Below are 22,794 nucleotides of genomic sequence, written 5' to 3' on the forward strand. Positions count from 1 at the left end.
AAATGATTGAACTGCAGAACCTCAGCAAGACCTTTCAAAGCAACGGCAAAGAAGTCAAAGCCGTCGACTCGGTGAGCCTGACCGTCAACGAAGGCGAGATCTGTGTGTTCCTCGGCCCGTCCGGCTGCGGCAAAAGTACGACGCTGAAAATGATCAACCGCCTGATCATGCCCACCTCCGGCAAAGTCCTGATCAACGGCGAAGACACCACCGGCCTGGATGAAGTGACCCTGCGCCGGAACATCGGCTACGTGATCCAGCAGATCGGCCTGTTCCCGAACATGACCATCGAAGAAAACATCGTGGTGGTGCCCAAGCTGCTCGGCTGGGACAAGCAGAAATGCCACGACCGTGCGCGTGAACTGATGAGCATGATCAAGCTGGAGCCCAAGCAATATCTGCATCGCTATCCGCGCGAGCTGTCCGGTGGTCAGCAACAGCGCATCGGCGTGATCCGGGCGCTGGCCGCCGACGCCCCTTTGCTGCTGATGGACGAGCCGTTTGGCGCGGTCGACCCGATCAACCGCGAGATGATCCAGAACGAGTTCTTCGAGATGCAACGCGCGCTGAACAAGACCGTGATCATGGTCAGCCACGACATCGACGAAGCCATCAAACTGGGTGACAAGATCGCGATTTTCCGCGCCGGCAAGTTGCTGCAGATCGACCACCCGGACACTCTGCTGGCGCACCCGGCGGACGATTTCGTCAGCAACTTCGTGGGGCAGGACAGCACGCTCAAGCGACTGCTGTTGGTCAAGGCCGAAGACGCCGCCGACAACGCGCCATCGGTCAGCCCGGAAACGCCGGTGGCCGACGCCCTGGAAACCATGGACGAACAGGATCGCCGGTACGTCGTGGTCACCGATGGCGAGAACAAAGCGATGGGCTACGTGCGGCGCCGCGACCTGCACCGCCAGAGCGGCACCTGCGAGCAATACCTGCGCCCGTTCAACGCCACGGCGGCCTACGACGAACACCTGCGCATCCTTCTGTCGCGCATGTACGAATTCAACCGCTCGTGGCTACCGGTACTGGACGCCGAAAACGTATTCCTGGGTGAAGTGACCCAGGAGTCGATCGCCGCCTACCTGAGCTCCGGCCAGTCCCGCGGGAAGAAGACCAGCATCGTTTCCCCAGCGGAGGTGGCGGAGCAGGCGGCGTCGGTTTGATATAGCGAGGTCAGTGCGTTTTCTTGCGCCTGACCTGCCGCGTTCGCAAATATATTCGCTCCCACAGGTGGAGAATCTTCCACGTGTGTGAGCGAATTAAGAACGGTGGTGGCCGTGACAGCTCGCGAATGACCCTCCTCCAGCATTAGCCAGTTTCATGCCGCTTGAACGTTACGTGTCGGCGGCGAATGAAATAATTTCGGGCAAGAGATTCATTTCATTCTCTGGAAGCGGGGTCGAGCTGCGTCAACGTAATCCGGTAGTTTCTCAACTGATTCTCTTCCCCGACATACTCTTTGCTGAAGTAACGGTAGACAGCACCTTTAACTGTTATGGCAATGCCGTTTGGCGTGTCTTGAATGGAGACATCCTTCAGCTCGCTGTCTGTGATCAGAAATTCACTCGCCTTATTAAGTCTGTCGAGTATCTCTGAGTCGTTGCCCTCTAGGGGCCCGCTGATAAAAAAACCTCAACGTGTCCACGTCAGTGGCCATCGCCCCATACCGTGTGACGTATAACCACTCACCTTGGGGGAGTTCCCGTTTCAGGACTAATTCATCGGCATCCGTGCCGATGTCGGATAAAGCGCCAAACAATGTCTTGATCACCAGAACTGTCACTAGAATCCAGAAAGCTTTCCTGTAGCTGAATTCAAACTTAGTAGCCTTTGGACTGTGCATACAAGGTCTCGATCATTACCGGGGGGGGGGGAGGCATCCAGCCTTCACGCTCGCTTACGCCACCGATCCGTCCTGGCTAGAGATACGGGAGCGGTCTGCTTGGATAACGGAGGTTCGGGCAGTTCCTACTGTCGCTCTGCGGCGCTGAATCCGCATTGCAGTGGGTCGGATTTTCCAGCTGGCATCAGGTGGTTTTGGGGGCCAGGCAGATGGATGACAATCCTAGTGCTCGGACGTGGGATGAGGGGCTGCAGGACGGATGATTGTCGTGTAGGGCACTTCTGGTGCCTAGGTAGCCTATTTCTGACGAAGGTGTGGGCTAGGTTACGGATTGCCCATTCACCACCCTCGGGGAACATCACCCTGTCACATCGGTCGGTTACTACAGGGTGAATGAGATGTGGCCAATGCCCGCTCGGCAAAAACGGGCATAAAAGCGACATTTTTTGTTGATCTTGCACCCCTCAGGTCCTAAAGTTCGCGCCGAACGTCCATGCTGGAAACGATCCATCCGGCTCAAGTACTGACGACGAGACAGCAAGGCCAAGGGAACCCGCTTTCCATGGCTTTTTTTGCTTTCGGCGATCGGCCTTGGGAAGTAGGCGAACCAAAGTGGGGATACGGAGGACGTTCATGAGGGCCAGGCCCTCGCACCCATTGTTTTTTACCGTTTGCCAACAGGAGTCCCCGCATGTCGATTCAGGTCGAAGATTATTTCGCAAAGAGCACCTTCGAAAAAATGAAGGCGTTCGCCGACAAGCAAGAAACCCCTTTCGTACTCATCGACACGTCGATGATCAGCCAGGCGTACGACGACCTGCGCGCCGGTTTCGAATTTGCCAAGGTTTACTACGCCGTCAAAGCCAACCCGGCTGTCGAGATCATTGATCTGCTCAAGGAAAAGGGATCGAGCTTCGACATCGCGTCGATCTACGAGCTGGACAAGGTCATGGGTCGCGGCGTTGGCCCGGAGCGCATCAGCTACGGCAACACCATCAAGAAATCCAAGGACATCCGCTACTTCTACGACAAGGGCGTGCGCCTGTACGCCACCGACTCCGAAGCTGACCTGCGCAACATCGCCAAGGCAGCACCGGGTTCGAAAGTCTACGTGCGCATTCTGACCGAAGGTTCGACCACCGCCGACTGGCCGCTGTCGCGCAAATTCGGTTGCCAGACCGACATGGCCATGGACTTGCTGATCCTGGCCCGCGACCTGGGTCTGGTGCCTTACGGCATCTCCTTCCACGTCGGTTCCCAGCAGCGTGACATCAGCGTCTGGGACGCCGCGATCGCCAAGGTCAAAGTGATCTTCGAGCGGCTGAAGGAAGAAGACGGCATCGAGCTCAAGCTGATCAACATGGGTGGCGGCTTCCCGGCCAACTACATCACCCGTACGAACAGCCTGGAAACGTACGCAGAAGAAATCATCCGTTTCCTGAAAGAAGATTTCGGCGACGATCTGCCGGAAATCATTCTGGAGCCAGGCCGTTCGCTGATTGCCAACGCCGGCATTCTGGTCAGCGAAGTCGTGCTGGTCGCGCGTAAGTCGCGCACCGCCGTCGAGCGTTGGGTCTACACCGATGTGGGCAAGTTCTCTGGTCTGATCGAAACCATGGACGAAGCGATCAAGTTCCCGATCTGGACCGAGAAGAAAGGTGAAGTCGAAGAAGTCGTCATCGCCGGCCCGACCTGCGACAGCGCCGACATCATGTACGAGAACTACAAGTACGGCTTGCCACTGAACCTGGCCATCGGTGACCGCCTGTATTGGCTGTCTACCGGCGCGTACACCACCAGCTACAGCGCAGTCGAATTCAATGGCTTCCCGCCGCTGAAGTCCTACTACGTGTAACGACAGCTGAGATGAAAAACGGCACCCATCGCGGTGCCGTTTTTTTTGCCAGTTCAGAAGCGAAATCGAAGAATGAGGTCGTGTGTGTAATCGATCAGGCGCAGTGCTTCGCGCGCTGAACTGGCCGCTGATTGACAGGACACCGCCAGTTGTCGAGGTGAGAGGTCGGCCTCGATCGCCTGAATATCCTCAACGGTCGCGCTCAAGAGACACGAAAGGCGCGAGCAGTAAGCGCCCATATTTCCAGCCGAGAGAATTGCCGTGTTGTACGCGCGGCGATGCCATTCCAGTTTGCTTCGTGCCGAAGCCAGGCTGCTCTCGTCCCTCAACGCGCTGATCAACATCTCCGGTGCGTTGTTCGAGCTTGTGACCAGCAGTCCTTTGCGTTTCGCATGTTCATACATCCTCAGTTTCATGAAGTCCATGAATCGAGGGGTTGTCTGCTGCGCGCATTCGATGATGCCGTCGCACGCCACTTTCTGGCGCTCGAACGCGGTCTTTTGGCGCATCAGCGCCTGAATAAGTTGCGGGAGCCGGCCGTCGAGCGAGTGGCTATCCAATACCTGGATTACCTCCGCTAACGTCTGTCTGGTGTCCTGGTGGATTGAACGTATTTGCGTTGCGCTGGCGGTCCAGAGTGAGCTGCCTTGCTCCGCCAGGGTGATGACCTGATCCATTGCCGGTTCGTTATAGCGGCCATAGTCAGCTTCCGATACCAGTCCCAGGGTGATCTTGAAGGCTTCAATGTATTCGGGCAGTTTTTTCAGGTAGCCGGTGTTGAAGCCCAGATAGGCCATGTCGTCGTATTCGATAAGATGTGTGGTCATTTTCCGCCCTCCATGGCGCTTGTGCGTGAAACCGGGATCGCTACTGATGTCCGTAGGTCTGGCGAAACGCTTGATCCGCCTCTTTGAACACGTTGAGTAATGTATCCGCGTCCCTTTGTATTTGAACCCAAGGCTCGGCCACGAGGTTAAAAGCGTTCAACAGGCGGCGCAGGGACAGTACATCGTCGATTCTTCCTGCTTCCTCAGCCGAGTGAGTCAGGTAGGTGTGCAGGCCGTTCCATACGATGACCATGTTTTGAGTGGCGATATCTGCATCCAGAATAACCCCAGACAGATCATGCAAGTCACAGCGAACGCGAAGGAGTGAGGCGTGAATCCTGTTCTTCTGCTCGAGCAGAACAACGCTGGCCTCCTGTTGCTGACGCAGTGCGCGGATCTGATTGCGCACTTTATCGGCTTCGTCGCTGTAATAAAGGCCCAATCCTGGCAGGGCGGAAGTGTTCAGTGCCGAGGTTTTCACCAGCGTTTTGTATTCGCGTTGCTTCTCTTCAATGTCAGCGGCCCGTTTTTCAATGGTATCGATCAGGGCTTGGATGTCCGGCTGCACGTTGCTGTTGTCGATGCTACGCAGCTTGAGCTGCACCTCGGGCATCACTGCTGTTGACAGTTTTTCGGCGAAAGCATCGAGCTGGCGTTTGAGTGATTCGGTCCCGTTTCGACGCTGGAGCACGAGCGATCCGACGTGCTGGATGTACTGCAGGACCTCCGCCAGATTTTGCGGATCAACTTTTTCGGAAGGCTTGGCTTTGACCTCGTCGTAGAGCCGTCGTACGCCGCTGGCGTAAACCAGCATCTGGTCGGCGAATACCCAGAGTTGACTGCCAACGTTCATGAGGTCGGTGCGTAGCGTATTCCATTGCGAGGCGTGCTCATGGACATGAGTGAAAGTCTTCTGGAAGTCCCGCGCCTCCAGAGACGGGCCCGCTCCGGTCTCGTAGCCCAGATAAAAAATGACATCCTTGAGTACGGTCGGAAGTGCCAGACCGCAGGTTTCATACCGTTTCAAATCAATTAATTGAGCTTTCGTAAGAATGAGCCCAGGCGCGCGAATGACGCCTTCTGACGTGCCCGCTGCGGCAGAAATCAAAATCCCGGGCAGTCGCTCTGCCAAGTCAAATCTCTCATCGCGAATGGGCGCGTCATCCAGTGGTTCGGATGATTTCATGGTGGTAATCCTTTAATGGGAGAGGCACCACGGAGCGCCGATATTACCCGTGCACTCCGGGCATGCGGCAGGGACGAACATCCTTGAACTTCCCTGCCGCACTTTTGCGCATGATTCGATGAGATCAGGCCATGACTTTCAAATGTTTTGCCAGCGACAAGACATCCGCGCCAAATTGAGCGACACCGTCCTGATCGGCACAGTTGACCTTGCTGTGAATACTCAGAAACGAGTGGGTGGCCATGAGGCACTTCTCGAACTCGGCAATGTACTGCGCTCGCTGGTCGTCGAAATGATGGGACTCAGTGATCAGTTCTTTTTTCAACGTCACAAGACGCATTTCTTCGGTCTTCGCAGATGTGCTGTCGACAAGATCGTCGATCCGTTTGCGCAGCGTGTCACGGGCTTGACTCATTCCCACATAGTTGATCAAGCTCTCGGCCCGTTCCAAAACCTGCATCGCCAGATCAATAGCCGCTTGTACTGCCATCAATTCAGGCGGGGCCATTCCCAGTTTGGCGAGTTCCTGGGCGGTCAACGCTGCATCTTTCGCGACTTGGGTAAAGCCCTTGGCTTCGATCAGTGCCATCGCGTCAGTCAGCGCCTTACGTTTCGCTTCCAGCGCATCCTGACGGGCCTTGATTTCGAGGACGTCTGCCGGCAGGCGCGTCAGCTCCGCTTCGAGCTGAGTGACGTATTTTCCTGTAGCCATGCGATCAAGCGGAGCGGCCATGGCAGGAATCAGCTTTCTGAGCGCCTGCTCTTTTTCGCTCACCGTTCCCATGATCGCCTGAACCCGAAGCGTGATGTCTTCAATGATTTCTTCATGGTCAGATTCAGGCGCGACGCGTAACTCGGATTGAAGCCCTCGGAGCGTTTTAATCTGAATGCCCAGGTCATTGTTAAGCAAATCAACGGTCTCGCGCAGTCTGGAATCTGCATTACACAGCGCATGGTTCTGGTCAGAGATCCGGCCGTGCAGCGATGGAAGGTACTGCGTCTGAATGAACAGGCGTTTGACTTCAATAGTCGCAGCATTGGCCTGGGCTTTCGCCTCTCGCAACGCTTGCGGGTTCAGCATCGGGTAGTCGATGCCGCCTGGAAATTGAGAAATATTGGTCATTTTAAACTCCGTATTCTTCTTTGAATTCGCGATCGGCTGCAGCAAACACGTCTTCCAGTTTTTTGGCATCGACTTTGATGGTTTCCCAGGGCTTGACCACCAGATTGAATTGGTTGCGGAATCTGCGCATGGAGAGCCCATCGTCGATATTTTTAACTTCCTCGGCGGAGGCAGCGATGAATGTGCCAAGCGAGTTCCAGACGCTGATGAGGTTTTTGGTCGCGATGTCGGCATCGATGACAATCAGGTCGAGGTTTTGAAAGTCCATTCGGACACGGCTCAGCGCAGCCAGAATCTTGTTTTTCTGCGCCATCAGTGCGATGTCTTTCTCCTGTTCTTCCGAGAGCGCGTTGCGTTCCTTTCGGATCCTTTCAGCCTCGACGCTGGAGTAGATCATCATGATCAAATTGCCGACCACAGCGCCGATGGCTTGCTTCACCAGCTCTTTGTATTCTCTGTTCTTCTCCTCGATAGCCGTCGCGCGGTTATCGATTTTTACCTGCAGCGCTTTGATTTCACCGCCCAGAGAATTGTTGTCAATCAGAGACAGTTTGAGCTTGATGGCCGGGCCGACCTCCTCGGCCAGTTGCTTGCCGAATGCGTCCAGGCGCTGTTTTATCTTAAGTGCTTCGTCCTGTCGGTCATTCACCTTCTTAAGTATTTCGTCGAGGTAATAACCCAGGTCTTCGCGATCCGTTTTGTCGATATCGGGGAACTTGATACCCAACTCCATTTCGACTTTACGCAGGTCGTGAAGAGTTTTAATGCCGTGTTTTTCGATCAGGCCCAATGTTGCGACGTCTTTGAAAACCTCATTCATGCTTTCCCCATAGACAAGCATTGATTCGGCGAATACCACAAGTCCGGTGTTGACGGTCAGCAAATCCGTGCGCAGTGGATTCCAGAGTCGGGCATGGCCATTCACGAGTCTGAATGTTTCCTGAAAGTCCGCTGCTTCCAGACCCCTGCCGGCCCCGGACTCATAGCCCAGATAGGCAATGACGTCATTCAGGTCGGTCGGAAGCGAAAGTCCGGCTATCTCATACTTCTTGAGGCTTTTGACCTGGTCTTTGGTCAGTATCAGTCCAGAATCTCGAGCATCGCGCTCAGGCGTTGCAACGGATGAACTGAAAAGTGCCACAGGGTCCGTGGCTGCATTGGTTGAAAACTCATTTTCGGCGGGTGACATATCATTAGTCCTTTAATGATGTCTCGTTACTTTTCCGAAGTTTGTTGCGGCTTCGGATGCAGACGAGTTGAGTTGTCTGCACGAACTGGAGAGTAAGTTGTGCTTTTGCAGAGGTCAAAGCGGAAAGCTGGCTTAAGTCTGTAGGAGAATTCCAGTCATTGAGAAGTAACGACCGACAAATCCCCTGAAACCAGTGCTTCCGAGGTGTTTGAAGAGTTTTATGGGGCAGTATTTTGAAAATGAAACTTACAATTGCCCATTATGAGCCATTAAAGAGGTCACGATATTCGGCAGCGTCTGTCTCGTCTCCCAACTCAGCCGCTTTTGCATGATAATCCCGCGCCAGTACACGGATTTTAGGATGACGGGACGAGAGCAGCGCCTTGCGGCTGACACGCAGAAAGTTGAGGTTGCCGATGCCTAACGCGGTTTCCAGCCATTCGACGGCTTCCTCGACCCGACCTTGGTCGGCCAGCACTGCAGCGTGACTGAACTGCCCGCGAAAATCGCCGCCTTCGGCAGAACGCCGGTACCAGTCGTAAGCGCCAGTCAGATCCTGCTCGCAGCACACGCCTTCTTCCAGGTAACGCCCCAGCAGGTTCATCGACTTTGCGTGGCCCATCTGTGCAGCCTTGCGATAGCAGGCGAGGGCGCGTGCCTGGTCTTTGTTGACGCCGCGCCCGGTTGCCAGCAGGTTGCCGTAGTTGTAGAAGCCCCAGTCGAGCCCGGATTCCGCGGCGACACGGTAATGCTCGGCGGCCTTTGCGGCGTCGGGGTCGCAGCCCCAGCCATGTTCATGGCAACGCCCCAACATGTTGTGCGACATCACGTGGCCGTTGCGCGCAGCGATCTGGAACCAGGTCAGCGCCAGCGCCGCATCTTGCTCGATGCCGCTTCCGTCCAGCAGGATCTGGCCGAGCAACGCCTGAGCATCGACGATGTTCTGCTGCGCAGCGATCAGGATCGCTCGCGCCGCGCTCGCCGGATTTTCCTCCAGCATGGCGCGCAGTTGCTCGCCATCGAGGACTTCCTCACGTCGCAGATTCCAGCTCATCGTCAAACCTCGACCCACTGACGCAACAGGTTGTGATAAGTGCCGGTGAGCTGAATCAGGGACGGATGATCAGGCACGTCGCGACTGAGTTGCTGGATGGCATTGTCCATTTCGAACAGCAGCGTGCGGTGGCCATCATCGCGGACCAGGCTTTGCGTCCAGAAGAACGAGGCGTAACGCGCACCGCGGGTGACCGCGTTGACCTTGTGCAGGCTGGTGGCAGGGTAGAGCAGCATATCGCCAGCGGGCAGTTTGACTTGCCGAGTGCCGAAGGTGTCCTGAATCACCAGTTCGCCGCCGTCGTAGTCCTCGGGCTCGCTGAAAAACAGCGTGGACGACAGGTCGGTGCGCACGCGTTCAACGCTGCCTTTGCTTTGCCGCACGGCATTGTCGACGTGGAAATCGAAGCTGCCGCCAACTGTGTAGCAGTTGATCAAGGGCGGGAAGACTTTGTGGGGCAGCGCGGCGGACATGAACAGCGGGTTGTGCCAGAGCCGTTCGAGCATGGCCGTGCCGATTTCCACCGCCAGCGGGTGGCCTTCCGGCAGTTGCAGGTTGCGCTTGGCCTTTGCCGATTGATGCCCGGCGGTGATCTTGCCGTCCGCCCATTCGGTTTGCGTGAGAGCCTCGCGTATGCGCAGCACTTCCTCAGGAGTGAACAGACCGGGAATGTGTAACAGCATGGCGTCGCGACCCTGGATCGAAAGAGGGCGAATGGTAGTGATTCTTATTGACGGTGTAAAACCCTGCAAGCGCGCGTAGACAGTTGGCGGTGAAAAATTCGTAAAGCGAAATTGTAAAGATTGTAAGTTTTCTACGAATGCGAATCAGTCTCAAATATGCTTCGCGACCTCAGAATTCCTTGGGGAAGGAAAAATGTCGCGCCAATCACAATCAGCATCCGTACTCACGTCGCGTTCCATCACCGGCGCAGTGAGCGTTGCCATCGCAGCGGTGTCAGGTGCCCACATGGCCCAGGCGGCTGAAGTCACGTCCGACAACGCGCTCAATATCGGCGCCACGACCATTGATGGCGAGCAGGCGCAAACCTCCTACCGGACCGATGAATCGACCTCCAAAAAGTACACCGCGCCATTGCGGGAAACGCCTAAAAGCGTGACGGTCATCCCGCAGCAAGTGATTCGTGACACTGCCGCAACCAGTCTGGCTGACGCGCTGCGTACTACCCCGGGCATCACATTCGGTGCGGGCGAGGGTGGCAACCCGAACGCAGACCGCCCCATCATTCGTGGCTTCAACGCCGAAAGCGATGTGTTCATCGACGGCATGCGCGACGTGGCTGCTCAGAGCCGGGAAATCTTCAACGTCGAGTCGGTTGAAGTGAGTAAAGGTCCGGGCTCTGCCTTTACCGGTGCCGGATCGACCGGCGGCAGCCTGAACCTGATCACCAAAGGCGCTCATCTGGGCGACGCCTACAATGGCGGCTACACTTTCGGCTCTGATCAGACGCAACGTTATACGCTGGACGTCAACAAGCAGATGACTGACTCCTCTGCCGTTCGCCTCAACCTGATGAAGCACGACGCCAACGTGGCCGGTCGTAACGACGTGGACGTGAGTCGGTGGGGTTTCGCGCCGTCGTTCGCGTTCGGACTGGGGACAGACACGCGGGTCAAGCTCGACTACTACCATCTGTCCACCGACGACATGCCTGACTACGGCATTCCGCTGACTAACACACCCGGTCGCAGCAAATACGTGGTGGACAAGCCGGCGCACGTCAACGAAAACAACTTCTATGGACTGACTGATCGCGATTATCGCAAGAGCGTCAACGACAGCGGCACGTTCCGCATCGAGCATGACCTCAATGAGAATCTGACCGTCTCCAACAGCTTCCGCATGTCGCGCTCGACCCTGGATTACATTGTCACCAATCCCGACGACAGCCGGGGCAACGTGGCAAACGGGCTGGTTTCGCGCTCCGCCAAGAGCCGCAAGTCCACCTCCAGCGGTTTCGTCAACCAGACGGATCTTCAGGCGAAGTTCAACACCGGTTTCGTAGAGCACAGCCTCGTCACCGGTATCGAATTCTCGTATCAGGACACTCATAACCGCGGCTACAACGTGCTGTCCGCGAGCGGGGGAACCATTGGCTCCACCTGTACTCCGGCACTGCTGGCTTCGGGAAACTGCACCAGCCTGTATGACCCGTCACCGAAAGACTCGTGGGACGGTCAGATCACTGACAGCCTCGCTTACACCGATACCGACACCAAGACCAGCGCGGGCTATGTGTTCGACACGTTGAAGTTCAATGATCAGTGGTCCTTGAACCTGGGTCTGCGTTACGACGATTACGAAGTGCGCTCGAGCGGTTACAGCACTGGCGGCCGGGGCAGCGTCGCCGGAAATTTCAAACGCGAGAACACCAGCCAGCTGTGGAACTATCAGGTGGGCATCACTTACAAGCCGCTGCCGAACGGCAGTGTGTATGCCGCCTGGTCGACATCGAGCAACCCGTCCGGGGAAACCAGCGGTAACGGCGGTCTGGAGATCGCGGCGAACAACGCCAACCTCGATCCGGAAAAGAACCGTAACTATGAAATCGGTACCAAGTGGGACTTCTTCGACGACAACCTGTCGCTGACCGCAGCGCTGTTTCGCACCGAAAAAACCAACGCGCGCATTACCGACCCCGACAATGCCACCTTCCAGGTGCTTGACGGCGAGCAGCGCGTCGATGGTCTGGAGTTGACCTACAGCGGCAACATCACCAGCAAGTGGAAGGTGTATGGCGGATACACGTATATGGAGAGCGAGATCGTCAAGGCGAGCAACCAGGCCGACGAGGGCAATCATATGCCGAGCACGCCGCGTAATAACTTCAACTTCTGGTCGACCTATGAGCTGCTTCCAAAGCTGACAGTCGGCGGCGGTGCGACCTTTGTGGATTCGCGTTTTGGTAACGAGGCCAACTCGGTGGAAGTCCCGTCTTACTGGCGCTATGACGCCATGGCAACCTACGCCCTTACCAAGAACGTCGACCTGCAGCTGAACGTGCAAAACCTGACCGACAAGCGCTACTACGATCAGGTGTTCACCACTCACTATGCGCACATGGCTGCCGGCCGGACCGCGTTGATGAGCGCGAGCTTCCACTTCTGATCTGAAAGCGCATTCAGCCTTGGTGGGTGCGAGCGTGCTCGCGAAGGCTGATTTCCAACCACTGCACCTCACGGCATGCCCCGGCCTCTTCCCGGCTGAAGCCGGTCCTACAGACGCTGCACGTTTCGTAATCGGCTTTAGCCGGGAAGGCGTCGGGCGTTAAGCCGCTGATCGCAGGAGGCTTTATAAATGGTTGGCTTACTCCCACAAATGTTGCGTGAGCCGGTCGACTGCTGAGGGCAGATTCATCTCCTGTAGGGGCGGGCTTGCCTGCGAAAATGTCGGAACAGTTGCCGAAATTTACAGCGCCTCAAACGATGTCTTCGTGAGCAAGTCGGCTCCATCAGGCTTTGCATTAAGAATCAGCCACAGATGAGAATACATGCCGTTTCTGCGCATAATGCGCGCCGTAGCGGGTTATCGAGGTGATCGAGGGTGTTGAAGAAAGTCCTGTTTCAAGTCCACTGGTTCTTCGGCATCACGGCCGGTCTGGTCCTCGCCCTGATGGGCATTACCGGGGCCATCTATTCGTTCGAAGACGAGATCATGGACGCCCTCAATCCCGAGACCTTGTTCGTCCAGCCGGGCGATCACCAGCTCTCGCTGGCCGACATGGTTCGCAAGGTCGAGGCGCAGGGTCATGACACCGTTTCGATGTTCCGCGTCGAGGTCGACAGCGACCGGATCGCTCAGGTCTGGTTCAAGCCCGCACCGGGCGAGCGTCGGGGCCAGATGCACAATTTCGACCCCTACACCGGAGCGTTCACCGAGGACGCAACAGGTCAGGATTTCTTCGGCTTCGTGCTCAACCTGCACCGCTTCCTTGCTGCCGGTGAGTACGGCAAACAAGTGACGGCGGCCTGCACCCTGATTCTGGTGTTCTTCTGCCTGTCAGGCCTGTACCTGCGCTGGCCGCGCCAGGCGCTGAACTGGCGCGTGTGGCTGACGCTGGACTGGGCGAAGAAGGGACGCAGTTTCAATTGGGACCTGCATTCGGTGTTCGGCACCTGGTGTCTGATCGTCTATCTGTTGCTGGCCGTCACCGGCCTGATGTGGTCTTACGACTGGTTCAACAACGGCATGACCAAGCTGATCGGCGATCCGCCTGTCGCGGGTGAGCAGCGTCGTGGTGGCGGTGGTCCGCGTCCGGGGCCTGCTGCCAGGGACGTTGCGCCGGTCGAGGCGCTTGCCCCCGATTATGACGCGATCTGGCAGACCCTTCAGAAGACCGCCGGGCCGGACCTGAAGAGCTACAACCTGCGCATGCCGCAGGCGCCGGGACAGATGGCGACGGTGTTCTACCTTCTCAAGGACGCACCGCATCCGCGCGCGCTTAACCAGATGACGCTCGATCCCGTCAGCGGGCAGCTCAAGGCCGTGTCGCGTTACGCGGACAAAGGCGTCGGCGCGCAATTGCTGGTCAGCAACTACGCATTGCACACCGGCAGCTACTTCGGCCTGACCGGGCGGATCATCATCACGGTCGCGGCGCTGTTGATGCCGCTGTTTTTCATCACGGGCTGGCTGCTGTATCTGGATCGTCGTCGCAAGAAACGCGAGATCCGTGCGGCTCGAGGCGAGGTGGCGAGCAGCACGGCGGCCTATGACAGTCAGGGCCCGGCCTGGTTGATCGGCTTCGCCAGCCAGAGTGGGCTCGCCGAGCAACTGGCCTGGCAAACGGCCGGTCAACTGCAGTCGGCGGGGCTGCCGGTGCGCGTGCAGCCTCTGGCGGACATGACCGAGCAAGACTTCAGCCAGAGCCACAACGCGCTGTTTGTAGTCAGCACTTTCGGCGACGGCGAAGCTCCCGACAGCGCTCGCGGTTTCGAGCGCAAGTTGCTTGGCCGACCGCTGTCGCTGGAAAAGCTCAACTACGCGGTGCTGGGCCTCGGCGATCGGCAATATCAGCATTTCTGCGGTTTTGCCCAGCGCCTGCACGGCTGGCTGGCGGAGCGCGGCGGCAGCACATTGTTCGCGCCAGTCGAAGTGGACAGTGGCGACGGCGCTGCTTTGCAACACTGGCAGCAGCAACTGGGCGAGCTGACTGGTTCGACGCCGGCCGCGAGCTGGAAAGCCCACGAGTACGAGCACTGGACGCTGAGTCAGCGCGACTGGCTCAATGTCGGCAGCGTCGGCTCCAAGGTGTTCCTGCTGCGCCTGACGTCGACGTCCGGTACGCGATGGGAAGCGGGCGATCTGGTCGAGGTACTTCCGCGTAACGCGCAGGCGGCAGTCGAGCACTTCCTCGCCGGGCTCGGCATCGCGGCAGACACGCCGGTTCAGGTCGAGGGTCTGAACGAGACGCTCGGCCAGGCGCTGCTCAGTCGCCAGTTGCCGGCCAGTCGCAGTCATCTGGTCGGTCTGCATGCGCAGGCGCTGGTGGATGCGTTGGTGCCGTTGGCGATGCGCGAGTATTCGATCGCGTCGATGCCGGAAGACGGAGCACTGGAATTGATCGTGCGGCAGGAACGGCACCCGGATGGCAGCATCGGGCTGGGCTCCGGCTGGTTGACCGAGCACGCGGCGGTGGGGGCTTCGATCAGTCTGCGTGTGCGTCGCAACAGCGCTTTCCACCTGCCGAGCAAGTCGGTGCCGATGATCCTGATCGGCAACGGCACCGGGCTTGCGGGCTTGCGCAGCCTGCTCAAAGCTCGCATCGCTCAAGGGGAACGGCGCAACTGGCTGCTGTTTGGTGAGCGCAACGCCGAGCATGATTTTCACTGCGCCAGCGAGTTGAAGGGCTGGCTGGCGTCGGGCGATCTGGCGCGCATGGACCTGGCGTTTTCACGTGATCAGGCCGAAAAAATCTATGTTCAGGATCGCCTGCGCGAGGCCGCTGAAGAGCTGCGTCGCTGGCTGGCCGAGGGCGCCTTCATCTACATCTGCGGCAGTCTCGAGGGCATGGCCGCAGGTGTCGATGGGACATTGAGCGCCTTGCTGGGTGAAGAGGGCGTACAGACCCTGATCGAGCAAGGACGGTATCGGCGGGACGTGTATTGATCCGACAAAGGCAGCGACTGAAAAGCGTCGGACCCATTGCCCTCGCCAGCGAACCGGCTCTCATCAACCCTGAGAGCGCTGCCGATACATCTGCCAATAACGATGTTGTGGGAGAGCTTGCTCGCGAAGGCGGATTTCCAAACTCTGCACCCCTATAGCCTGCACCGGCCTTTTCCCGGCTGAAGCCGGTCCTACAGACGTTGTAGGGCCGGCTTCAGGCGGGAAGCATCGAGTGGTACGCCGCTGTTCGCCCTCGGACGATCGGCTGCGCAGCAGTCGTAAAACCGACCACCTCCGAACATCAGACAATCCCCATATTCCGGGGCGCAGCGACTGGAACAAAAAAGGCCGTTGCGCTCACACGCAACGGCCTTTGCTCACTCAGCGATCAGCAGCATGTTACGCCACGAACTGCTCCGCGTAATGACACGCGACCTGGCGGTTGTCCACCGTGCGCAGTTCCGGGACTTCGGTGCTGCAACGCTCTGTCGCGTAAGGGCAACGCTTGTGGAACGCGCATCCCGAAGGCGGATTGAGCGGGTTGGGCAGCTCGCCGACGATCTTGATCTTCGGCTTCGACGGATCCGGATGGATCGTCGGCGTGGCCGACAGCAGCGCCTGGGTGTACGGGTGCAGCGGGCGGTTATAAATCTCCTCCTTCGGCCCCATTTCCGCAGGCCTGCCCAGGTACATCACCAGCACGGTATCCGCCACATGACGCACCACCGCCAGGTTGTGCGAAATGAACACATAACCGGTGTTGAATTCCTGCTGCAGATCCATGAACAGGTTCAGTACCTGCGCCTGAATCGACACGTCCAGAGCGGAGGTCGGCTCGTCCGCCACCAGCACCTTCGGCTGCAGCATCATCGCCCTGGCCAGCGCAATACGCTGACGCTGACCACCGGAGAACATGTGCGGATAACGTTGGTAATGCTCAGGCCGCAGACCGACCTGTTTCATCATCGCCTGGACTTTCTCGCGACGTTCGGCCGCCGACAGACGGGTGTTGATCAGCAGCGGCTCGCCCAGTTGATCACCGATCTTCTGACGCGGGTTCAGCGATGCGTACGGGCTCTGGAATACCATCTGCACGTCTTTGCGCAGCTGCTTGCGTTGCGCCTTGGTCGCGCCGGCCACTTCTTGGCCGGCGATTTTCAGCGAGCCCGACGACGGCTCCTCGATCAAGGTCAAAGCGCGGGCGAGGGTGGATTTGCCGCAACCTGATTCGCCCACGACGGCAAGGGTCTTGCCGGCTTCGAGTTCGAACGACACGCCGTTGAGGGCGCGAACGGTTGCGTGTGGCTTGAACAGACCACGGGATACATCGTAGTGACGAGTAAGGTCACGGGCGGTCAGTACGATTTCGCTCATCACGCCACCTCCTGATTCAGCGGAAAGAAGCAACGCGCCAGGCTCTGGGCTTTAGGGTCCAGTGCCGGGCGTTGCTGGCGGCATTTGTCTTGAACGTACGGGCAGCGCGGCGACAGCAGGCACCCGCTTGGGCGGTCGTAACGACCGGGCACGATCCCCGGCAGCGTCGACAGGCGCGCGGCGCCCATGCTGTGCTCGGGAATCGCCGCCAACAGCGCTTCGCTGTACGGATGGGCCGGGACGTCGAACAGGCCGGGGACCTGACCGACTTCGACCGCCTGGCCTGCATACATCACGCAGACGCGCTGCGCCGTTTCGGCAACCACCGCCAAGTCGTGGGTGATGAGCACCAGCGCCATGTCCTGCTCTTTTTGCAGCGCCAGCAGCAGGTCCATGATCTGCGCCTGAATGGTCACGTCCAGTGCCGTGGTCGGTTCGTCGGCGATCAGCAGCTTCGGCTCGCCGGCAATCGCCATGGCGATCGCGACACGCTGGCTCATGCCGCCGGACAGTTGATGCGGGTAAGCATCCAGACGCTGCGCGGCGCCCGGAATTTCGACCTTCTGCAGCAGCTCCAGCGCACGTTGATGCGCGGCTTTGCCGGACAGGCCCAAGTGCTGCTTGAGCACTTCCTTGATCTGGAAACCGACGGTATAGCTGGGGTTCAGCGCAGTCATCGGGTCCTGGAACACCATCGACAGGTCCTTGCCGACAATCTGGCGACGCTGACGCGAGTTGAGCTTGAGCATGTCCTTGCCATCGAAGGTCAAGGCGTCGGCAGTGACGATGCCGGGATGATCGATCAGGCCCATCAGCGCCATCATGGTCACGGATTTGCCCGAGCCCGATTCACCGACGATCGCCAGCACTTCGCCTTTGTCCACGGCCAGGTCTAGGCCATCGACAACGGGCGTGGCGTTGGCATCGCCGAAGCGAACGTTGAGGTTCTTGATTTGTAAAAGTGGCATTCGGACGTCCTCAGGCGGCGTTCTTGAGTTTCGGGTCCAGCGCATCGCGCAGACCGTCGCCCATCAGGTTGATTGCCAGCACGCTGAGCAAAATGGTCAGACCCGGAAGGCTCACCACCCACCAGGCGCGTTCGATGTAGTCGCGGGCCGAGGCGAGCATGGTGCCCCACTCAGGCGTCGGCGGTTGCACACCCAGACCCAGGAAGCCCAGCGCCGCGGCATCGAGGATTGCCGAGGAGAAGCTCAAGGTTGCCTGAACGATCAGCGGCGCCATGCAGTTGGGCAGCACGGTGATGAACATCAGGCGCGGCAACGTGGCGCCGGCCAGACGGGCAGCGGTCACGTAGTCGCGGTTCAGTTCGCCCATCACCGCGGCACGGGTCAGGCGGACATACGACGGCAGCGAGACGATCGCAATGGCGATCACGGTGTTGATCAGGCCAGGGCCGAGGATCGCGACGATGGCCACTGCCAGCAACAGCGACGGCAGGGCCAGCATGATGTCCATCAGGCGCATGATCGTCGGGCCAAGCACTTTGGGGAAGAAACCGGCCAGCAGACCCATGAGGATCCCCGGAATCAGCGACATCACCACCGACGACAGACCGATCAGCAGCGACAGGCGCGAGCCCTGGATCAGGCGCGACAGCAGGTCGCGGCCCAGTTCGTCGGTGCCCAGCAGGAACTGCCATTGACCGCCTTCGAGCCAGACCGGCGGGGTGAGCAGGAAGTCGCGGTATTGCTCGCTCGGGTCGTGAGGCGCGACCCATGGCGCGAAGATGGCGCAGAACACGATCAGCAGCATGAATGCCAGACCGGCCACTGCGCCTTTGTTCTTGGCGAAATGCTGCCAGAACTCTTTGTATACGGACGGGTAGAGCAGGCTTTGATCGACTGCTGCTACGGGAGTAGGTGTGCTCATAAAAAAGTGATCTCAGCGCTGATGACGAATGCGTGGGTTGGCAAAGCCGTAGAGGATGTCCACTACGAAGTTGACCAGAATCACCAGGCAGGCGATTAACAGGATGCCGTTCTGCACGACAGGGTAGTCGCGAGCGCCGATGGCCTCGATGAGCCATTTGCCGATACCCGGCCAGGAGAAGATCGTTTCGGTCAGTACAGCACCGGCCAGCAGCGTGCCCACTTGCAGACCGAAAACGGTCAGCACCGGGATCAGCGCGTTGCGCAGGCCGTGCACGAACACCACGCGAGCCGGCGACAGGCCTTTGGCCCGCGCGGTACGCACGTAGTCTTCACGCAGCACTTCGAGCATCGAGGAGCGGGTCATCCGGGCAATGACCGCCAGCGGGATGGTGCCCAGCACGATGGCCGGCAGAATCAGGTGACGCAGTGCGTCCATGAACGCGCCTTCCTCATCGCTGAGCAGGGTATCGATCAGCATGAAGCCGGTTTTCGGCTCGACGTCGTACAGCAGGTCGATACGGCCCGACACCGGGGTCCAGCCCAGCGTCACCGAGAAGAACATGATCAGAATCAGGCCCCACCAGAAGATCGGCATCGAGTATCCCGCAAGCGAGACACCCATGACCCCATGGTCGAACAGGGACCCTCGTTTGAGGGCCGCGATGACCCCGGCGAGAAGCCCGAGGATGCCAGCGAATATCAGCGCCGCAATCGACAGTTCCAGTGTTGCCGGGAACAGCGATGTGAATTCCGTCCACACGCTCGTGCGCGTACGCAGCGACTCGCCGAGATCGCCATGGGCGAGCTTGCCGACGTAATCGATGTATTGCGCATAAAGGGGTTTGTTCAGGCCAAGACGTTCCATGGCTTGGGCGTGCATTTGCGGATCGACCCGGCGTTCACCCATCATGACTTCGACTGGATCGCCCGGAATCAGGCGAATCAATGCGAAGGTCAGCAAGGTGATGCCGAAGAAGGTGGGTATCAGTAACCCCACTCGGCGAGCGATAAAACTAAACATCTTCTCGTGTACCTCATCTGCCGGTTAGGCGTGTTCCTGCGGGTCTCTGTCAGGCTGTGTCCGAAACGTCCGACACTCGGTGATGCTGCGTTCAAACAGCCTCACCTTCGCGTCAAGACGTTTCGTTCCAAGCCAGGAGCCCGCCGGATTCTTCTTCTACTTCACTTGGGTGGTAGCGAAGTTATTAGTGGTGAGAGGGCTGATGCGGTAGCCCTCTACGTTCTTGCGCATTGCAGTGAACATCTTGGTGTGCGCCATGCTGATCCATGGCTGATCCTGATTGAAGACCGCTTGAGCCTGCTCGTAGAGCGCGGCACGTTCGGCCGGATCGGTTTTTTCCCGGGCCTGATCGATCAGCGTCTGGAACTTCTGATTGCACCAGCGCGCGTAGTTTTCGCCGTTTTTGGCGGCCTCGCAACTCAGGTTCGGGGTCAGGAAGTTATCAGGGTCGCCATTGTCACCTGCCCAGCCTGCCGACACCATGTCGTGTTCGCCGTTTTTCGCGCGTTTGAGCATTTCGCCCCATTCCATGACGCGAATATCTAACTTAATGCCGACTTTCGCTAAATCCGCTTGCATCATCTGTGCCCCCAGCATCGGATTCGGGTTGGTCGGACCGCCGCCGTTGCGCGTGAACAGGGTCAGCACGGTGCCTTCGGGTACGCCAGCCTCTTTCAGCAAGGCGCGGGCCTTGTCCAGATCGTGAGCCGGGTTTTTCAGGTCCTTGTTGTAACCCAACAGCGTCGGCGGATACGGGTTGACCCCCACCAGCGCGTTGCCTTTGCCGAACAGCGCGTTGACATAAGCTTCTTTGTCGAAGGCCAGGTCGATGGCTTTGCGCACGCGCACGTCGCTCATGTACTTGTGGGTCGTGTTCATCGCGATGTAGGCGGTGGTCATCGCCTCCAGCTCATCGACCTTCAGATTTGCATCCTTCTTGATGCTCGGGATGTCGTCAGGTTTCGGGTAGAGCGCGATCTGGCACTCGTTCGCCTTGAGTTTCTGCAGGCGCACGTTGTTGTCGGTGGCGATGGCCAGCACCAGCGTGTCGGCTGGTGGCTTGCCGCGGAAGTAGTCCGGGTTGGCCTTGAAACGCACCTGAGCGTCCTTAGCGTAACGCTGGAAGACGAACGGGCCGGTGCCGACTGGGTGGCTGTTCAGGTCATCAGTCTTGTTGGTCTTGAGCAACTGGTCGGCGTATTCAGCCGAGTAAACCGATGCGAACGCCATCGCGACGTCGGCCAGGAATGGCGCTTCGCGACGCGTCAGGGTGAATTTGACGGTGTTGTCGTCAACCTTCTCGACGCTCTTGAGCAGCTCTTTGAAGCCCATGCTTTCGAAGTAGGGATAGCCAACCTGCGACTGGTTGTGCCACGGATGGTTCGGGTCCAGCTGACGCTGGAAGCTCCAGACCACGTCATCGGCATTCATGTCGCGGGTTGGTTTGAAGGATTCGGTGGTGTGGAACTTGACGCCTTTGCGCAGGTGGAACGTGTAACTGAGGCCGTCTTCACTGATGTCCCAGCTCTCGGCCAGCGCAGGCTCGATGTCGGTGGTGCCAGGCTTGAAGTCCACCAGACGGTTGTAAATGGTTTCCGCCGCAGCGTCGGCCGTGACGGCGGTGGTGTAAAGCGCGGTGTCGAAGCCTTCCGGGCTGGCTTCGGTGCAGACCACCAGAGGCTTGGCCGAAACCCCGACCGCGACGCTGAACAGCGCCAGTGCGACCGCGTTGCGTAATGTTGCGAGTTTGAATGTCGATTTCACGTAAACGCCCTCCGCAAGTGATGAAGCCATGAGTAGACCGGTGCTTCAGGCCCTTGGGGAAACGCCTGAAGCACCGGTCGGTTTTGATTACAGAATGTTGAACGGAATGGTTGTCACCAGACGGAACTCGTTGATGCTGCCGTCAATTTGCTCAGCGCTGGCGCGGTGGGTCGTGTAGGTCGCACGCATCGTGGACGCTTTGAGTGGGCCCGATTGCATGGTGTACGAAGTACCGATTCCGTATTCGTAGTGAGTTTCGCCATCCATATCGCGGACGTTGTAAGCGGTGCCTTTGTAATGCGTACCGTCGATGTCAAAGCCGCGTGCCTGATAGATGTTGAACTTCAGGCCAGGCACGCCATAGTCGGCCATGTTCAGCAGGTAGCTCAGTTGCACCGACTTCTCGTTCGGTCCGTTGAAGTCCGAGAGCAGGGAGTTGGCCAGGAAGATGGCGTTGCTGTCGTGGACATAGTCGAAAAAGGTGTCACCTTCGACTTCCTGATAGGACACGCTGAAGCTGTGCGCCTTGTGCGTTGCGGTCAACGACAGAGAGTACGTGTCGTTGTCGATTTCGCCCATCTTGCGCTGACCGGAATCTTTGGTCTTGTAGTAGTTCAGGTTGGTGGACAGACCCAGTACGTCGGTATCGCCCAGCTCATGAAGGAACGAGAAGTAGTACTGGTGCCAGAAGTCTTCAACGTTGGAAGCGTAGAAGCTGGTGGTCAGGCTGTTGAACGGCTTGTAGTCCACGCCGGCCATGTCGACACGGTCTGCCTTGGCGCCATTGTCGCTGTACTCAGAGGTGAACTTGGTCAGGCTTTGCTCTGAACGCGGGGACACGCGGTCGAAGCTGCCGGCGGTGAACGACAGGTTGTTGAATTCTTCGCTGAGGATGCTCACACCCTCGAAGCTCGAAGGCAGCGCACGGTTGCCAATGTAAGCCAGCACTGGCGTGTTAAGAGTCTGACGCCCCGCAGTCAGCGTGGTGTTGGAGATGCGTGCCTTTACATTGCCAAGGCCCATCTTGCTCCATTGGCCGACCGCGTCACCGTTGCTATGGGTAAGCGTACGGTTGTTTTTACCCATGATGTCGTCGGACTCACGGTCCAGCGCCACTGCGTTGTACACGGCCAGTTCAGTCGCAAAACCCACAGTGCCCTGTGTGTACCCAGACGTGTAGTCTACGATCGTGCCCTGCACCCAGTTGATGCGGCGAGGGTCTGAATAGGTGCCGCCGTTTTTGTTGTACGAAAAGTTTGCGCCGCGACGCAACAGTTCGTTGGCATACCAGTTTCTGGTCGATCCGGTGATTTTCGAATCTTCCAGGAAACCCTTCGCGTCGCTCTGGGCGTTGGCGGTGGCCAGTGTGGTCGGCACGAACGCCTGACTGGTGGGCTCTGCCTGGGCCGCGACGCTCAACGCGATGGCGGAAATGGCGAATACAGCGGTGCTGGCTTTTTTCACGTTTTGAAGCTCCCGTTTACTGCTTTTATAGAGGCGGGCTTTTTATGGTTTAGCCCGCTTTATG

At 58.3% G+C, this 22,794-nt stretch carries 16 protein-coding genes and 1 pseudogene; 4 read left to right on the forward strand and 13 right to left on the reverse strand.

Annotated elements, in window-relative coordinates:
- Nucleotides 1-2: 2 nt before the first annotated feature.
- On the forward strand, nt 3-1,172 hold the full coding sequence (locus BMZ10_RS13195) for an osmoprotectant ABC transporter ATP-binding protein OsmV (protein ID WP_093464135.1): 1,170 nt from the start codon (nt 3-5) through the stop codon (nt 1,170-1,172).
- 217 nt (nt 1,173-1,389) lie between these two features.
- Here BMZ10_RS13195 and BMZ10_RS28000 read toward each other — a convergent pair.
- A pseudogene (locus tag BMZ10_RS28000) lies at nt 1,390-1,852 on the reverse strand (hypothetical protein).
- A gap of 691 nt (nt 1,853-2,543) precedes the next feature.
- On the opposite strand from BMZ10_RS28000, the gene BMZ10_RS13205 reads away from it, so the two are divergent.
- Nucleotides 2,544-3,707, forward strand: coding sequence for a type III PLP-dependent enzyme (locus BMZ10_RS13205; protein WP_093462711.1), 1,164 nt, complete (start codon nt 2,544-2,546; stop codon nt 3,705-3,707).
- Nucleotides 3,708-3,760: 53 nt separating this feature from the next.
- Here the strand turns inward: BMZ10_RS13205 and BMZ10_RS13210 are convergent, their stop codons facing one another.
- The 6 genes from BMZ10_RS13210 to BMZ10_RS13235 form a co-directional block, all read right to left on the reverse strand.
- On the reverse strand, nt 3,761-4,534 hold the full coding sequence (locus BMZ10_RS13210) for a hypothetical protein (RefSeq protein ID WP_093462713.1): 774 nt from the start codon (nt 4,532-4,534) through the stop codon (nt 3,761-3,763).
- 40 nt (nt 4,535-4,574) lie between these two features.
- On the reverse strand, nt 4,575-5,720 hold the full coding sequence (locus BMZ10_RS13215; RefSeq protein WP_093462715.1) for an alpha-xenorhabdolysin family binary toxin subunit A: 1,146 nt from the start codon (nt 5,718-5,720) through the stop codon (nt 4,575-4,577).
- Between the two features lie 124 nt (nt 5,721-5,844).
- Nucleotides 5,845-6,843: an alpha-xenorhabdolysin family binary toxin subunit B gene (locus tag BMZ10_RS13220; RefSeq protein WP_093462717.1), complete on the reverse strand. Its 999-nt coding sequence runs from the start codon at nt 6,841-6,843 to the stop codon at nt 5,845-5,847.
- 1 nt (nt 6,844) lies between these two features.
- Entirely contained in the window at nt 6,845-8,032 is a 1,188-nt protein-coding gene (locus BMZ10_RS13225) for an alpha-xenorhabdolysin family binary toxin subunit A (RefSeq protein ID WP_093462719.1), read from the reverse strand.
- 259 nt (nt 8,033-8,291) lie between these two features.
- A complete protein-coding gene (locus BMZ10_RS13230; protein WP_093462721.1) occupies nt 8,292-9,086 on the reverse strand; it encodes a tetratricopeptide repeat protein in 795 nt (264 codons plus the stop codon).
- Between the two features lie 2 nt (nt 9,087-9,088).
- The gene (locus BMZ10_RS13235; RefSeq protein ID WP_093462724.1) at nt 9,089-9,769 is read right to left on the reverse strand and encodes a Fe2+-dependent dioxygenase; all 681 of its coding nucleotides are present in this window, start codon (nt 9,767-9,769) and stop codon (nt 9,089-9,091) included.
- Nucleotides 9,770-9,962: 193 nt separating this feature from the next.
- On the opposite strand from BMZ10_RS13235, the gene BMZ10_RS13240 reads away from it, so the two are divergent.
- Together BMZ10_RS13240 and BMZ10_RS13245 are read left to right on the forward strand one after the other, a co-directional pair.
- Complete coding sequence (locus BMZ10_RS13240; RefSeq protein ID WP_093462726.1) at nt 9,963-12,215, forward strand: TonB-dependent receptor; 2,253 nt, start codon at nt 9,963-9,965, stop codon at nt 12,213-12,215.
- A gap of 438 nt (nt 12,216-12,653) precedes the next feature.
- On the forward strand, nt 12,654-15,215 hold the full coding sequence (locus tag BMZ10_RS13245; protein WP_177182136.1) for a PepSY domain-containing protein: 2,562 nt from the start codon (nt 12,654-12,656) through the stop codon (nt 15,213-15,215).
- Nucleotides 15,216-15,614: 399 nt separating this feature from the next.
- On the opposite strand, the gene BMZ10_RS13250 is transcribed toward BMZ10_RS13245, so the two are convergent.
- From BMZ10_RS13250 to BMZ10_RS13275, 6 genes are all read right to left on the reverse strand, one after another.
- Nucleotides 15,615-16,589: a peptide ABC transporter ATP-binding protein gene (locus BMZ10_RS13250; RefSeq protein ID WP_093462732.1), complete on the reverse strand. Its 975-nt coding sequence runs from the start codon at nt 16,587-16,589 to the stop codon at nt 15,615-15,617.
- Nucleotides 16,589-17,557, reverse strand: a complete 969-nt coding sequence (locus BMZ10_RS13255; protein WP_093462734.1) for an ABC transporter ATP-binding protein — start codon at nt 17,555-17,557, stop codon at nt 16,589-16,591. Before BMZ10_RS13255 ends, BMZ10_RS13250 begins: the two co-directional genes overlap by 1 nt.
- A 10-nt stretch (nt 17,558-17,567) precedes the next feature.
- The gene (locus BMZ10_RS13260; protein WP_093462737.1) at nt 17,568-18,479 is read right to left on the reverse strand and encodes an ABC transporter permease subunit; all 912 of its coding nucleotides are present in this window, start codon (nt 18,477-18,479) and stop codon (nt 17,568-17,570) included.
- A 12-nt stretch (nt 18,480-18,491) separates the two neighbouring features.
- On the reverse strand, nt 18,492-19,502 hold the full coding sequence (locus BMZ10_RS13265; protein ID WP_093462740.1) for an ABC transporter permease subunit: 1,011 nt from the start codon (nt 19,500-19,502) through the stop codon (nt 18,492-18,494).
- A 156-nt stretch (nt 19,503-19,658) separates the two neighbouring features.
- Complete coding sequence (locus BMZ10_RS13270; protein WP_093462743.1) at nt 19,659-21,296, reverse strand: ABC transporter substrate-binding protein; 1,638 nt, start codon at nt 21,294-21,296, stop codon at nt 19,659-19,661.
- Between the two features lie 57 nt (nt 21,297-21,353).
- Complete coding sequence (locus BMZ10_RS13275) at nt 21,354-22,730, reverse strand: OprD family porin (protein WP_093462746.1); 1,377 nt, start codon at nt 22,728-22,730, stop codon at nt 21,354-21,356.
- Nucleotides 22,731-22,794 lie beyond the last annotated feature (64 nt).

This window comes from Pseudomonas sp. NFR16 (assembly GCF_900108875.1).
Lineage (GTDB): Bacteria > Pseudomonadota > Gammaproteobacteria > Pseudomonadales > Pseudomonadaceae > Aquipseudomonas.